At 61.2% G+C, this 14,942-nt stretch carries 11 protein-coding genes; 4 read left to right on the top strand and 7 right to left on the bottom strand.

The window, feature by feature from the left end; all coding sequences use genetic code 11:
* Positions 1–66: 66 nt before the first annotated feature.
* The 4 genes from CUV01_RS10180 to CUV01_RS10165 are packed head-to-tail and all read left to right on the top strand — an operon-like array spanning position 67 to position 7,875.
* Complete coding sequence (locus CUV01_RS10180; RefSeq protein WP_101460374.1) at positions 67–2,064, top strand: type VI secretion system Vgr family protein; 1,998 nt, start codon at positions 67–69, stop codon at positions 2,062–2,064.
* Positions 2,064–2,483: a DcrB-related protein gene (locus tag CUV01_RS10175; RefSeq protein ID WP_101460373.1), complete on the top strand. Its 420-nt coding sequence runs from the start codon at positions 2,064–2,066 to the stop codon at positions 2,481–2,483. The genes CUV01_RS10180 and CUV01_RS10175 overlap by 1 nt, the downstream gene beginning before the upstream one ends.
* A 26-nt stretch (positions 2,484–2,509) precedes the next feature.
* Entirely contained in the window at positions 2,510–7,093 is a 4,584-nt protein-coding gene (locus CUV01_RS10170) for an RHS repeat-associated core domain-containing protein (protein WP_101460372.1), read from the top strand.
* Positions 7,090–7,875 carry a hypothetical protein gene (locus CUV01_RS10165; protein WP_101460371.1) on the top strand — a complete coding sequence of 262 codons (786 nt, stop codon included), beginning with the start codon at positions 7,090–7,092 and terminating at the stop codon, positions 7,873–7,875. Before CUV01_RS10170 ends, CUV01_RS10165 begins: the two co-directional genes overlap by 4 nt.
* Positions 7,876–7,974: 99 nt before the next feature.
* Here CUV01_RS10165 and tuf read toward each other — a convergent pair whose 3' ends face one another.
* The 7 genes from tuf to CUV01_RS10130 form a co-directional block, all read right to left on the bottom strand.
* Complete coding sequence (tuf, locus tag CUV01_RS10160) at positions 7,975–9,150, bottom strand: elongation factor Tu (RefSeq protein WP_101459508.1); 1,176 nt, start codon at positions 9,148–9,150, stop codon at positions 7,975–7,977.
* 59 nt (positions 9,151–9,209) lie between these two features.
* Positions 9,210–11,327 carry an elongation factor G gene (gene fusA, locus CUV01_RS10155; RefSeq protein WP_101460370.1) on the bottom strand — a complete coding sequence of 706 codons (2,118 nt, stop codon included), beginning with the start codon at positions 11,325–11,327 and terminating at the stop codon, positions 9,210–9,212.
* An 18-nt stretch (positions 11,328–11,345) separates the two neighbouring features.
* Positions 11,346–11,816: a 30S ribosomal protein S7 gene (gene rpsG / locus CUV01_RS10150; protein WP_101460369.1), complete on the bottom strand. Its 471-nt coding sequence runs from the start codon at positions 11,814–11,816 to the stop codon at positions 11,346–11,348.
* Between the two features lie 12 nt (positions 11,817–11,828).
* On the bottom strand, positions 11,829–12,200 hold the full coding sequence (gene rpsL, locus CUV01_RS10145; RefSeq protein WP_022705687.1) for a 30S ribosomal protein S12: 372 nt from the start codon (positions 12,198–12,200) through the stop codon (positions 11,829–11,831).
* A 288-nt stretch (positions 12,201–12,488) separates the two neighbouring features.
* Positions 12,489–13,304 carry a glycosyltransferase gene (locus CUV01_RS10140; RefSeq protein ID WP_101460368.1) on the bottom strand — a complete coding sequence of 272 codons (816 nt, stop codon included), beginning with the start codon at positions 13,302–13,304 and terminating at the stop codon, positions 12,489–12,491.
* Positions 13,301–14,245, bottom strand: a complete 945-nt coding sequence (locus CUV01_RS10135) for a DMT family transporter (protein ID WP_101460367.1) — start codon at positions 14,243–14,245, stop codon at positions 13,301–13,303. Before CUV01_RS10135 ends, CUV01_RS10140 begins: the two co-directional genes overlap by 4 nt.
* Positions 14,246–14,327: 82 nt before the next feature.
* Positions 14,328–14,933 carry a methyltransferase family protein gene (locus CUV01_RS10130; protein WP_101460366.1) on the bottom strand — a complete coding sequence of 202 codons (606 nt, stop codon included), beginning with the start codon at positions 14,931–14,933 and terminating at the stop codon, positions 14,328–14,330.
* Positions 14,934–14,942: the final 9 nt, after the last annotated feature.

The following is a 14,942-nucleotide window of genomic DNA, read 5'->3' as shown; positions in this document are numbered from 1 at the left end:
GATGCCTCAAAGAATGACATTCTCTCGGCATTTGGTACGATTTCAATTGTAAGAGGGGGCGGCCCGATGAACGCACCGTTCAAGCAAGCCGACAGGCTGGGTCGGCTGACGACCGTTCTTGGACCCGATGAGCTGGCGCTGCTGCGCTTTGATGGCTCGGACTATATGAACGATCTGTTCGAGTATCGCATCGAGGCGCTGGCGACGCGCGGCGATATCGATTTCGATCAACTGGTCGGCACCCATGCCAGCGTCGAGATCGAGGGCCGCGAGGGGCCGCGTGTCTTTGACGGGATCGTCACCAGGACCCGTTGGGCCGGCGTTGGCGAGAACGGGCACCGCTATGATCTGGTGTTGCGGCCATGGCTTTGGCTGGCGGGTCGCCGCAAGAACCAGAAGATCTTTCACAACAAGACGGTGGTTCAGATCCTTGAACAGGTGCTGGGCGAATATGCCTCGCTTGGTGATCCGGCCTTCGAGGTCAAGCTGACCGAAAGCTATCCGGTGCTTGAATACACGGTGCAGTTTCGCGAAAGCGATCTGGATTTCGTGCGCCGCCAGATGGAACGGCACGGCATCAGCTTTCACTTTGGCCACACCCCCGGCAACCACACGATGGTGCTGACCGATGATGTGATGTCTCATGAATCCATCGGCTCGCGCCCCTACAAAAGCTATGATGGCCATCATCAGGCCGAGGGTGAGCATTTCTGGGAATGGTCGCCGGAACGCAACCTGACCACCGGTGCCGTGCGGTTGATCGACTATAACTTCAAATCGCCCTCCGCGGCGATGGAGGTCGACCGCGTCGGCGATGCCCTGCATGCGATGGGTCAGCTGGAAAGCTATGAATATCCGGGCGATTATCTGGATGAAGAAGGTGGCCGTATCCTTGCCAAGGTGCGGATGAACCAGGAACGCGGACAAGACCGCCGCGACCGCGCAAGGGGCGACTGTCTGTCACTGGGCGCCGGCAAGGTCTTTACGCTGAGCGGTGACCCCGCGCCCGGAACCGGCGAGAATTTCCTGTGCCTCAAGGCCGATTACAGTTTCCTCAGCGAGGCTTATGGTTCGGGCGGGCAGGACAGCGACGGCTATAGCTTTACCGGCAATTACGTCCTGATGCCCGACACCGCGCCGATGACCTCGCCCAAGCGCACGCCCGCGCCGGTGGTCGAGGGCCCGCAGACGGCCGTGGTCGTGGGCGACGGAGAGATCGACTGCGACGAGTTTGGCCGCATTCTGGTCCGGTTCCACTGGGATCTTGAGGGCGCCAAGTCGATGCGCTGCCGGGTGGCACAGAACTGGGCCGGCAACGGGCTGGGCGGTGTGGTCATCCCGCGCGTCGGGATGGAGGTCGTGGTCGACTTTATCGACGGCAGCCCCGACAAGCCCATCGTGACGGGCTGCGTGGTCAATGGCAGCAACGGCAATATCTACGGCCTGCCCGCCAGCAAGACGAAAAGCGGCTTCAAGACCAAGACGCATGAGGGGTCGGGCTTTAACGAGCTGAGCTTCGAGGATGCGAACGGCGCCGAAAAGATCTTCATGCACGCCCAGAAGGACATGGAAGAATATATCAAGGACAACCAGTCCACCTATGTCGAGGGCGGTGACCGCTCGATCACCGTGCAGACCGGCGATGAAACCAAGGCGGTGCAAAGCGGCAACCTGTCCGAAACCGTGGCACTGACCCGCAGCGCGACGGCCACCAAGATCACCGAAACCGCCAATGCAGGCGATGCCGGTGAGGGCGAGATCATCTACAACGCCGACCACAACATCACGATGGACGCCGGCAAATTGATCGCCATGAAAGCCGTTGAGCTGATCAAGGCGGAATCCATGGCCAAGATGGAATTGGCTGCGACAGACCATATGACGCAGAATTCCAAGAAGATCGAAATCACCGGCACCGAAAGCATCACCCTGACGGTTGGTGAAGGCAAGATCGAGATGACCACGTCCTCGATCGTCGTGAATTTCGGTGCGACCCAGATCACGTTCGATGCCAACACGTTGAATCAGGTCGCCGGGATGATCCACCTGAACAAGGACAGCTAATGTACCACATACAGGAAGGCAGCCTGGAGCTGCCGGTCGAGTGGAAAGACCAGTCGATCAATATCTTGTCCGCCAGCCGTTCCGGCGAACCGGGCCTGTCACTGACAGTCACCCGCGACGACATCCCCTGGGGCATGAGCTTTGACGAATATGTCGCCGACCAGATGAAGCAGGTCGAAGGAACGCTGAAGGATTTCAAGATCGAGGCCCAGCACAAGATCGATGTCGGCGGCTTCCCTGCCCATCAGGTCGAGTGCCGCTGGGTGGCCAAGCAGGGTCCGATGCATCAGATCATCACCACGCTTTTGCCGGGCAAGCGGGCGCTGGTGATCACCGCCACCATGCCCAAGGAATTCAGCGCCCAGCAGCGCGATCAGGTTCAACAAGTCATCGCATCGTTCAGGCCGCGCCGAGCCTAGGGCCGGCATAAGGGAAAGCGTTTGTCATGAGTTTTTCACAGGGTGCAACTGTTGGCAGCACCGTCAGCGGTGGCTCGTTTCCCGTCGATTCTTCCGGCAGGTCGGGAACCGATCCCTACGATGCGCTGGCCGAAGAATACGCCCTGAGCGCCAGCGATCAACGCTGGGACGCCGGTCTGGAATTCATGGAACGCGAAGATGTCGGCAGAGTGCTGACAATCGGCGGGGTCCTGCTGCCGGCGGCACAGGCCGGCGGTGCGGCGTGGCTCATTGGAGGCGCGACAGCTGGTGGCGCTGGCATGGCGGCGTTGACCGTGGGCCTGCCGCTGGCCGTTGGGGCATATGGCGCCTATCGCGCCGCCAAGTTCACATCGCCTTACGGTGAGGCCGCCGGCCATTGGTTCATGCAATCAGACTTCATGGCCAGTCGGGGCTACGTGCCGCTGCCTGCACCCGGCGAAATGCCCGCACGCAAGGACCATGACATCGCGCATGTGAACAGCGGGCTGAGCCTTGGCGGCATTCTTGGCGCCGTCGTCGTTGGCGCCGTGGTCGCCGTCGCCGCCGGTGCGCTGATCGTCGCGACCGGCGGGATCGCGGCTGTTGCGATCGTGGGCGGCCTGGTAGCCGGCGGCGCCGCCGGCGGTCTCGTTGGCGGTTTCGCATCTGCGGTCGGGCAATACGGCACCAACAAGGGCAAGATCAAGGACGGCTCGCCCAACGTCTATTTCGAGAACGAACCCGTGGCACGCGTGGGCGACGAGGTTGACTGTCAGGAGCATTCCAAATCAGCAGTTGCCGAGGGCGCAGAGACCGTCTTTGCCAATAACCTGCCCATCGCCCGGATCGGGAACAAGACCACCTGCGACGGCACCATCAATGACGGCATAGACAGCATCGTCATCGACATCGACACCAGCGCCCGCAGCCTGCCAATCGATGTGGGCACGGCCAACCGGATCGTTCGATCGACCGCCATCTTTCTGGACATCGCGCCGATGCCCGGCGGCGGGCCGCGCAAGGGCGATCCTTCGACCGCGCGTGGCGGCGATTTGCCCAACAGTTGCCGCTCGGCTTGCGGCGACCCGGTGGACGTCGCGACCGGGCAGTTCATCGACCTGCGCACCGACATCCTTATCCCCGGCACCATTCCGTTGCAGCTGGATCGCTGCCATTCGCGCACATCGCAGGGCATTCAGGGCAAGGGCTGGTCGGGCACATGGGCGCAGCATCTGCGCATCGAGGGCGAAACGGTCACCTATCAGACCCCCGAAGGCAGTCTGATCGTCTTTCACACCCCCGGCGATGACGTACTCAGCTATAACCTTCGGTTCCCACAGCTAGAGCTGTTGGGCCGCCTGTCAGGCGATCTGTTCATCCATGATCGGCAAGCCCAACTGTTTTACGTCTTCGCCGATGAGGGCGGCACGGTGCGTCGGCTGGCGCGGATCGAGGATCGCAACGGCAACCGGATCCGGCTGATCTATGGGTTGGACGGCTTGCGCCGGGTCGAACATTCCGACGGGTTCGCGCTGAAAATTCACAGCGAAGGCGGGCTGATCCAGAGCGCGCTGCTGGATGCCGCCGATGCTGATGGTTGCGCCTTTTTCTGGACCTATACCGCCGATGGCAGACTGCGCGAGAGCACCTCGTCGCAGGCCGGCTATATGCGATATGATTATGACGGCGCCGGCCGCATCACTGCATGGCATGACGCCAAGGACACGCATGTCCATTACGAATACGGTCCTGACGACCGCATCGTGAAGTCCTGGACCGATAGCGGCCATATGGGCGTGCAGATCGATTATGACCTGCCACGCCAGCGCACGGTGGCCACCACGCAGGACGGCGCTGTGACGGTCTATGACTGGACCGGGGACGGCGTCGTCTGGCGCGAGACCGATCCCCTGGGGCATGTCTGGCTGACCGAATGGGATCGCGCCTTTCATATCACATCGCTGACCAACCCTCTGGGCGGGCGCGTACAGTTCGACCATGATGCCGCAGGCAATATGGTGCGGCTGGTCGATGCCGATGGTGCGACGACGCAATGGCATTACAGCCGCGACGGGCTGTTGCAGGGAACGACCGACGCGGGCGGCAACCACACCACATATCGCCGCGACGCCAGCGGCAATATCGTCGGCGCGACAGATCCGCTTGGCCAGGTCACTACACTTGGACTGGGCGACAAGGGTCAGCTGTTGCGCATCGACCTGCCCGGGAATGTCCAACAGCGCATCTACTACGATCCGCAACTACGCCCGAACCGGATGCGCGACCCCGATGGCAATGAAACCCGCATGAGCCACGATACCGAGGGGCGACTGCATTGGTTCACCGACGCAATCGGCGCGACCACGCGCTATGATGTGAGCCGGGGCGCTGAAAACCCGCGCGGCGCGATCCGCCGGGTGGAATTGCCCGACGGTGCTGTCTCGGCCGTCACTTGGGATATTGAGGGGCAGCTGTCATCGGTCACCGGCCCTACCGGCGATACGCGCCATTTCCGGTTTGGCGCGCTGGACCTGCCGACCGAGACGGTCGACGCCAAAGGCCACCGCATCCGGCTGGAGCATGACCGCGAAATGCGGCTGAGCGCCGTCATCAACGAGATGGGCGAGCGCTACGAATACAGCTATGACAAGGCGGGGCGCCTCGTCGGCGAGCGCGACTATTCCGGGCTGATCACGCGTTACAGCCATGACCCCGTTGGCCGCGTCATCCGCAAGACCGCCCCAGATGGCACGCAGACGGATTACGACTATTCCGCCGCCGGCCTTCTGCTGACAGCGCGCATCCGGCGACAGGGCGGCGACGCCGTCACCCGCTTTGCCTATGATCCGCGCGGGCTTTTGATCCGGGCCGAGAATGACGATGCGACGGTCGAATATGACTATGACTCGCTTGGCCGCGTCGTGGCCGAGCGGCTGAACGGGCGCGAGATCACCTCGGATTATTCGGTCGCGGGTCAGCGGATCGCCCGCTCTGGCGACGTGCTGCATCTGACCTCTGGCTGGACCAAGGCGGGGTTGCCGACAGATCTGAAAATCGGCGATCACGCGGCGCTATCGTTCAGCCACGATCCGCGCGGGTTCGAAACGATGCGCCAGTCGCCGGCGGGCTTTGCGCTGGCGCAGGGCCATAACATCGCGGGCTACCTTGCCGAGCAGATCGCCGGACCGCTGTCGCGCCTGCCCGAAGAGGCACATGACGGGATGCTGGGCCGCGGCCGCCCGGTCGAGATCGCGACCCGCATCGGCGCACAGATGCACCGCAGCTATGACTGGGATCTGGCTGGCCGCGCCATTGAGGTGCACGACCGCACCATGGGCCGCGCCGGCTTTGCCTATGACAATCGCGGGCAGGTCACGCGCACCCGCCGCGACACCGCCGCCGGCGACACCATCCTGTCAGAGTTCGAATACGATCCGGCGCGCAACATCATGCAGGTGATCCAGGCCGGTCACCGCGACGCCGTTGCAAGCCAGGCAGGCCGCGTCCGCAGCCGCGGCAAGGTGCTATATGAGCACGACAATTGCGGTCGGGTCATCGAAAAGCGCGTCGAAGAGCCCGGCTTTCGGCCGCGCGTCTGGCGGATGCGATGGGACGGACAGGGCCAGTTGGTCGGACTGGAAACACCAGAAGGCCAGCACTGGCGCTATCGCTATGATCCGATGGGCCGCCGCATCGCGCGCCAGACCAGCGACGGCACCGGCTACGCCTATCAATGGGAAGGCGACCTGCTGATCGCCGAGGCGCCGATGACCGCCGATGGCACGGTGGCCTGGGATCAGGCCCGCAACTGGGTCTACGAGCCGGGCAGCCTCCGCCCGATGGCCCAGATCGAAGACGAGGCGCTGCATTACATCGTCACCGACCACCTTGGCACCCCGCGCGAGATGTTCTCGGAAGACGGCAGCGCGGTGCCGTGGCGGGCCGAACTGTCGCTATGGGGCGATATTGCCGATCTGCGACGCAAAGCCGCCAATGACGACGCCCCCCCGGTCGACTGCCCGATCCGGTTCCAGGGCCAATGGTATGACGAAGAAAGCGGCCTGCATTACAACCGCTTTCGGTATTACGACCCAGAGGCAACGCAATACCTGTCACCGGACCCGATTGGACTTGCAGGGGGTGCCCGACCGCAGGGATATGTTGCCGATCCCAACGGATGGGTCGATCCGTTTGGGTTGAGGCCTTGTCCCAGACGGGAGGTGAACGGGGCTACAATTTTTGGCACAGGCCAAAAAGACAAGACGCCCGGGCATAATCAGTTTTCCGAAGTTATCGCGAACAAACTGGCGATGTCTGGTAAGTTTGAGCGGATATATATGAATCGATCCTATAATCTTGCCGAAGGACCCAACGTCTCGCGTAACCGGCCAGACGTCATGGCAGTCGACCGGAATGGCAAGGTTCATGCAATCGAGCTTGCCTCGAAGACGGATACCGGTAAGCGTTACGGATCGCTCAGAAGCAGGAACAACGATGCGATGCGAGGTTTGACCAAAACGCAGCGCGGCCTGGTCATTGTTCTCGACCATCCCTATGACGCGCGGGCCATGAAGTTTGCGCTGGATGAGTTGATAGGGACAGTTCCATGATTGTCAGCAGTTTCGTCTTTTACGGCGCGCGCCCGCAGGGTGCGGACAGCAGCATTTCGGTTGTCGAGAACCTGTTTGAGGTCGTCCATGTTAAAGGAAAGGAGGCGCTGTTTAATGTTCGGACAGCGCCAGACGATCAGGGTGAAAATCTGCAGTTGAAGGAAATGGATTGGCACGCGTTCGCGGCGGGACAACATGCGCAGAATTTTCGCTTTGTCGCGGAGTCGCAAACCATCGAACTGGTTGGCGGGGTTGATGATGGAACCGATGTCGGGTTTCCGACCACCGATCTTTCCATCACCGCAGCAGCCGAACTTGGGTTCGAAAACATCATGGCGGTCTTCCGCCAAATCACGACAGATCTGCGGCCAAAATATGGCTTCTTTTTTACAACCGACAAAGTCAATACGGCGATCTCCTACATGCTTACCAACGGTGCGGCCCTGTTTCCCGGCACTGAAAATCCCTTTGCGTTCACGTACGATTTTTCAGACTGGTCGGGCGGCCCTGACAGCTATGCAGGCTCACGGCTGAGGATGGTCTATCGGCATAATCTGCTGAATTCGCACCATATGCAGATCAACATAGACGGGCAGCGACTGGTTGAATGGATCGCTGCCGACGCCTCGCGCGGGACGGTGATCGACCTCGAAAACGAAATGTTTGTCTGGAGCGTCGCTGAGGGCCAGTTGGCAGAATTGAACGCTGCTCTGGGTCATGCGGGTGCCTTGATCTCATGGAAAACAGCAAGCGACAAAAAGAAAAAGCGCTTGCCCGGATAACTGCGCGGCGGATGGGCAGATTACAAAAAAGGCCGCCCCTTGGGGCGGCCCTTCTGTCTTGTGCGGTGTGGTGGGGGGCTGGCCCCACCGGCACCAGCCTTAGGCGATGATCTTCGAGACCACGCCGGCGCCGACGGTGCGGCCGCCTTCGCGGATGGCAAAGCGCAGGCCCTGCTCCATGGCGATCGGTGCGATCAGTTCAACTTCGAACTTCAGGTTGTCGCCGGGCATCACCATTTCCGTGCCCTCGGGCAGGTTCACGGTGCCGGTCACGTCCGTCGTGCGGAAGTAGAACTGCGGGCGGTAGTTCGCGAAGAACGGCGTGTGACGGCCACCCTCTTCCTTGGTCAGGATATAGGCTTCTGCCTCGAACTTGGTGTGCGGGTTGACCGATTTCGGCTTGCACAGCACCTGGCCACGCTCGACGCCGTCACGTTCAATACCGCGCAGCAGAACGCCGACATTGTCGCCGGCTTCCCCACGATCCAGCAGTTTGCGGAACATTTCCACGCCCGTGCAGGTGGTTTTCTTGGTGTCGCGGATGCCCACGATTTCCAGTTCGTCGCCGACGTTCACAGCGCCGCGCTCGATCCGGCCGGTCACAACCGTACCACGGCCCGAAATCGAGAACACGTCCTCGATGGGCAGCAGGAACGGCTGGTCAACGGCGCGCTCGGGCGTCGGGATATAGGCGTCGACTTCCTTGAGCAGTTCGCGGATCGAGTTCTCGCCGATTTCCGGATCACGGCCTTCCAGCGCGGCCAGAGCCGAGCCTTTGATGATCGGAATATCGTCGCCCGGATAGTCGTAGCTGGACAGCAGCTCGCGGACTTCCATTTCGACCAGTTCCAGCAGTTCTTCATCATCCACCTGGTCGACCTTGTTCAGGTAGACGACCATGTAGGGGATGCCGACCTGGCGGCCCAGCAGGATGTGCTCGCGGGTCTGCGGCATCGGGCCGTCAGCTGCGTTCACAACCAGGATCGCGCCGTCCATCTGCGCCGCACCGGTGATCATGTTCTTCACATAATCGGCGTGGCCGGGGCAGTCGACATGCGCATAGTGGCGGTCGTCGGATTCATACTCGACGTGAGCCGTCGAGATGGTGATCCCGCGGGCCTTTTCTTCCGGCGCGCCGTCGATCTGGTCATAGGCCTTGAAATCGCCGAAATATTTCGTGATCGCAGCCGTCAGCGTCGTCTTGCCATGGTCAACGTGACCAATGGTCCCGATGTTGACGTGCGGCTTGTTACGTTCAAACTTTGCCTTTGCCATGTTGGCCTCTCAAATTCGATGTTCAGGTGATGCGGGCGGGACAGTCCCGCCCGTCAAAATCAGGCATATTTCTTTTGGATCTCGTCCGAGATGTTCTGCGGCACGGCGTCGTAATGGTCGAACTGCATCGAGAACACCGCGCGGCCCGAAGACATGGAGCGCAGGTTGTTGATGTAGCCGAACATATTGGCCAGCGGCACGAATGAGTCGATGACGTTCGCGTTGCCGCGGCTGTCTTGCCCACGCACCATGCCACGACGGCTGGTCAGGTCGCCGATGATCGAACCGGTATATTCTTCCGGCGTCACAACTTCGACTTTCATGATCGGTTCCAGCAGTTTCGCACCAGCCTTGCGCAGACCTTCACGCATCCCGGCACGGGCTGCGATTTCGAAGGCCAGAACAGACGAGTCAACGTCGTGGAACGCACCGTCGATCAGCGCGACCTTGAAGTCGATCACCGGGAAGCCAGCCAGCGGACCGGAATCCATCACCGACTTGATGCCCTTTTCGACGCCCGGAATGTATTCCTTGGGCACCGCACCACCGACGATCTTGGATTCGAACGAATAACCTTCGCCCGGCTCGGTCGGCGTGATGATCAGCTTGATACGCGCAAACTGGCCGGTACCACCGGACTGTTTCTTGTGCGTATAGTCGATCTCGGCTTCGTTCGAGATGGTTTCACGATATGCCACCTGCGGCGCACCGATATTCGCCTCGACCTTGAACTCGCGCTTCATGCGGTCGACCAGGATGTCGAGGTGAAGTTCGCCCATGCCCTTCATGATCGTCTGGCCCGATTCGATATCGGTTTCGACGCGGAAGGACGGGTCTTCGGCCGCCAGGCGCTGAAGGGCGAGGCCCATCTTTTCCTGGTCGGCTTTCGACTTGGGCTCGACGGCGATCTCGATCACCGGCTCGGGGAAAGTCATGGTTTCCAGAACCACCGGCTTGGCCGGATCACACAGAGTGTCACCCGTGGTGGTTTCCTTCAGACCCGCCAGCGCGATGATGTCGCCGGCAAATGCCTCGTCCATCTCTTCGCGGTTGATCGAGTGCATAACCATCATCCGGCCAACGCGTTCGCGCTTGCCTTTGGTCGAGTTCAACATCTGGTCGCCCTTCTTGATCACGCCGGAATAGATCCGGGTGAAGGTCAGCGAACCAACGAAGGGGTCGTTCATGATCTTGAACGCCAGGCCCGAGAAGGGCTCGGTGTCGTCGGCATGACGGGCGATGTTGCGCTCTTCCGTTTCGTCATCGGGCGAGAAGCCCATATAGGCCGGAACGTCCAGCGGCGACGGCAGGAAGTCGATGACCGAGTTCAGCAGGGGCTGAACGCCCTTGTTCTTGAACGCGGAACCAGCAGTGACCGGGAAGAACGTCAGCGACAGCGTACCCTTGCGGATCAGCGAACGCAGCGTTGCCTCGTCGGGCTCATTGCCTTCGAGGTAGGCTTCCATCGCATCGTCGTCCATGTCGACGGCGAGTTCGATCATGTTGGCGCGCCATTCGTCGGCCAGATCTTTCAACTCGTCGCGGATCGGCTGACGAACCCAGCTTGCGCCAAGATCCTCGCCCTTCCAGACCCATTCTTCCATCTTGATCAGGTCGACGATGCCTTCCAGCTGATCCTCGGCGCCGATCGGGAATGCGATCGGGCAGGGAATACCACCGGTGCGTTCCTTGATCATCTTCACGCAGTTGAAGAAATCAGCGCCGATCTTGTCCATCTTGTTGACGAACACGATCCGCGGAACCTTGTAGCGGTCAGCCTGACGCCAGACGGTTTCGGTCTGCGGTTCAACACCAGCGTTGGCGTCGAGCAGACAGATCGCACCATCCAGAACCGCCAGCGAACGTTCGACTTCGATGGTGAAGTCAACGTGGCCGGGGGTGTCGATGATGTTAAAGCGGTACCTGGTATCCGATTCCGTGCTCGGGTCTTCCTGACGCTGCCAAAACGTGGTCGTCGCGGCCGACGTGATGGTGATGCCGCGCTCGGCCTCTTGTTCCATCCAGTCCATGGTCGCGGCGCCGTCATGGACTTCGCCGATCTTGTGGGATTTGCCGGTGTAGAAAAGGATACGCTCGGTCGTCGTCGTTTTCCCGGCATCAATGTGAGCCATGATGCCAAAGTTACGATAACGCTGCAGCGGATATTCGCGTGCCATTAGGGGCCTTCCTTCCGATTACCAGCGATAGTGGCTGAACGCTTTGTTGGCGTCGGCCATCTTGTGGGTATCTTCGCGCTTCTTGACGGCAGTACCGCGGCCATTGACGGCATCGGACAACTCGCCTGCAAGACGCTCTTCCATGGTGTTTTCGTTGCGTGCCTTGGCAGCAGCGATCAGCCAGCGGATTGCCAGCGCTTCGCGGCGGATCGGACGCACTTCGACGGGCACCTGATAGGTGGCACCACCGACGCGGCGCGAACGCACCTCGACCGAGGGCTTCACGTTGTCCAGGGCTTCGTGGAACACCTCGACGGGGGCGCGCTTCAGCTTGCCTTCGACGCGATCAAGCGCGTTGTAGACAATGCGCTCGGCGACGGATTTCTTACCGTCAACCATCAGGTTGTTCATGAATTTGGTCAGCACACGATCGCCAAATTTGGCGTCGGGCAGCACTTCGCGCTTTTCAGCGGCGTGACGACGGGACATCTGGGTCTCTCCTTACTTCGGACGCTTGGCGCCGTATTTCGAACGACGCTGACGACGATCTTTAACGCCCTGGGTATCCAACACACCGCGCAGGATGTGGTAACGGACACCCGGAAGGTCTTTTACACGACCGCCACGGATCAGCACGACGCTGTGTTCCTGCAGGTTGTGCTTTTCGCCCGGAATGTAGGAAATGACCTCGAAACCATTCGTCAGGCGCACTTTGGCGACCTTACGCATAGCAGAGTTCGGCTTTTTCGGCGTCGTTGTATAGACGCGCGTACAGACGCCGCGCTTTTGCGGGCATCCTTGAAGGTGCTGCGACTTCGAGCGCTGCACTTTGGGCTGCCGCGGCTTGCGGATCAGCTGTTGAATAGTCGGCATTCGGTTCCCCGTCTTGCTTCTGTCAATACTCGCCTTCCGGATGGAAGACGCCACTTCTCGACGGCACTTTACGCCCATCGCAAAATGCCAAACCGCATCCGACCCCTTGAGTGGGGAGGACGCGACTACCTTCCAGAGGATCGGGGCAAATCGGCCCGGATCATGACCACACAGGTTCTGGCGACCCAAGGCGGCCGCCTCGGGTGTGCGGCATATAGGGTGAATCACCGAGGGTGTCAACTTGGGGCGGCACACCGGCGGCCCATTCGCAAATCCCCTGCCCCGGGCTTAAGAAAAGCGGCGCGCGGCGGCATCCAGAAGGGCGTGATCCAGGCCAAAGCGGCGACGCATTCGCTGCGGCAGGGTGTCGGGATCAGCCTCCCAGGGATAACCCGCACCAAGCGAGCCCGAGTCGCCGTCATCATGCATCAGCCGCAGGAACATCAGCGGTTGCGCCACGCTGACGCCGGGCATCCAGAGCGCCAGCTTGGTATGGTTGAAATGCACCGCCGTCGCATCGCGTTCGGGGCCCAGAAAGACGGTCAGCGCCACGCCCATATTGTGGCAGATCCTCGGTGTGATCTGCAGCCCGCGCGGGGTGACCTTGACCATCAGCCCGCGCGAATGGTCCAGTGACAGCTTGCGGTCGACCTGCCACAGATCAAAGACGGGCGCGAAATCGGACCGCGCAGATTCGATGTAATCCAGCGCCACCGCATCATCATCGTCGTGGCGGAAATGCCCGACGACATCCACATCCCGGTCGATATGGTCCCGGATTGCCGTCATGCAGGCGTCGAGGTGGCGTTCCATCGGGGGGACCAGTTCAAGCCGGAATTGCGGTGTCGCTGCCACGATCTCACGCAGGCGCGACAGATGGGGTTCGGGCAGGTCCGGTCCGGTCATGATGACCAGTGTGAAATCCGGATCGGTCTGCGCCTGCCAGGCCGGCAAGGCGACGTTTTCAAACCAGAACCAGCGCCGTTCCAGCCTGTCAGCGTCGTATAGAAACGCGCGCCGTTCCTCGACGGTGGCGTGTTCCTTTTGATATCCGCGCAGGCCGACATAGGAAAACCGCATCAGCCCCAGCATCTGGATTTTCATGCTCTCTGCCTTCTCTTCAGCGCGGCCTCGCGCCAGATCGAATAGATGCCAGCCGAGACGACCAGCGCCGATCCGGCCCAGGTCCAGAGGTCCGGCATCTCGCCAAAGACCAGCAGCCCCAGCACGATTGCCCAGATAAGCGAGGTATAGCGGAACGGGGCGACATAGGAAATCTCGCCCACCCGCATCGTCGCCACGGCAGCCAGATAGCCGATGGTGATGAATGCACCAGCCAGGACCAGCAGCAGGATATGCAGCGGCTCTGGCATCTGCCACCCCTCCCAGATGCTCATCACCGCGGCGCTAAGGGTGACCGACAGCGCCGCGTAGAAGGCGATGGTCGTTGAGGTCACGGCACGGCTGAAACGGCGGGTTGCCAGATCGCGCAGCACAACCCCCGCCACCGATCCCAATGCGACCAGCGACCAGATGCCAAAGGTCCCGCTGCCCGGCCGCAGGATCATCAGCACACCGACCAGACCCACGCCGACCGCCAACAGCCGCCGCCACCCCAGGCTTTCGCCAAAGACCACCGCCGCGGCCAGCATCACCATCAGCGGCAGCGATTGCATGATCGCGGACAGATCGGCGATGGGCATCACGCGCAAGGCGTTCAGAAACAGCACCGTCGAGGCCACTTCGCCGATCGTGCGCAGGCTCAGCAGCCCGTAATCCGCCCGCGGGACGGTCAGCCGCAGCCCGCCCTTGCGCGCCGCCAGCAGCCACAGCCCGACAAGAACGACCACGCCACGAAGCGTGATCGACTGGTACAGTGGCAAATCCTGCGCCACGAATTTCATCGCGGTGTCGTTGCAGGTAAAGGCGGCCATAGCTACGCACATCAGGCCCGCACCGCGCAGGTTGTCGCCGGGGCCGAGTGGCTCGGGTGTGATCGCGGGCGGGCGCGCGCGACGTGACGGGGAAATGATAGGTGTCCGCATTGCTGCAATGGCCTTCGACGCTGTGCGATACAGCCCGACTACGCCGTGATCGAACAGAAAGAAAGCCCGTCAGCGACGCAGTTTACCACAGACCCGGCAGCGACCACCCGAAATGCAGTTTGAAGCTGTCGATCAGTTCGACCAGCGGGATGAAGGACAGAAAGACCATCGCATCGAACAGGTTGCGACGCAGCGCATTGGTGCGGAATGTCACCTCGGTCTTGCTGCGAAACAGACGCGGATCGGGAAAGAAGAAGGGCACGCGGTCTGCATAGTCGCGATATACCGCACCGAAATGGGCCTCGAGAAAGGCCGATTCCCGACGGGCAGTGATATAAAGGACGCCGCCGACAACCCCGCCCAGCAGCAGCGCAAAGCCAAAGGCGCCCAGCATCAATCCGATGCCAAAGGCCGCGACGGTCGATGCGACATAAAGCGGGTTTCGTGTCATCGAATAGGGGCCGTCCTGCATCACCTCGGCATTCTTGACGCCGCCGACATAGAGGATCGACCAGAACCGCCCCAGAACGCCGGCGATCAGCAGCAGCGTGCCGACCGTCTCGATGACCTCGTGGCCGATGCCCTCCAGCGCGATATGCGGCCGCACGAACAGGATGATCGGTACCAGCAAGAGAAAGGATACTCGAAGAATATTGATCCGTATCCGTTGATTGACTGCCTGTCGCATTGTTTGCCC

It is taken from the genome of Paracoccus tegillarcae (genome assembly GCF_002847305.1).
In the GTDB taxonomy this organism is placed as follows: Bacteria; Pseudomonadota; Alphaproteobacteria; order Rhodobacterales; family Rhodobacteraceae; genus Paracoccus; species Paracoccus tegillarcae.
The sequence above is the reverse complement of the archived record's forward strand: the minus strand, read 5'-3'. Positions and strand labels throughout refer to the sequence as shown.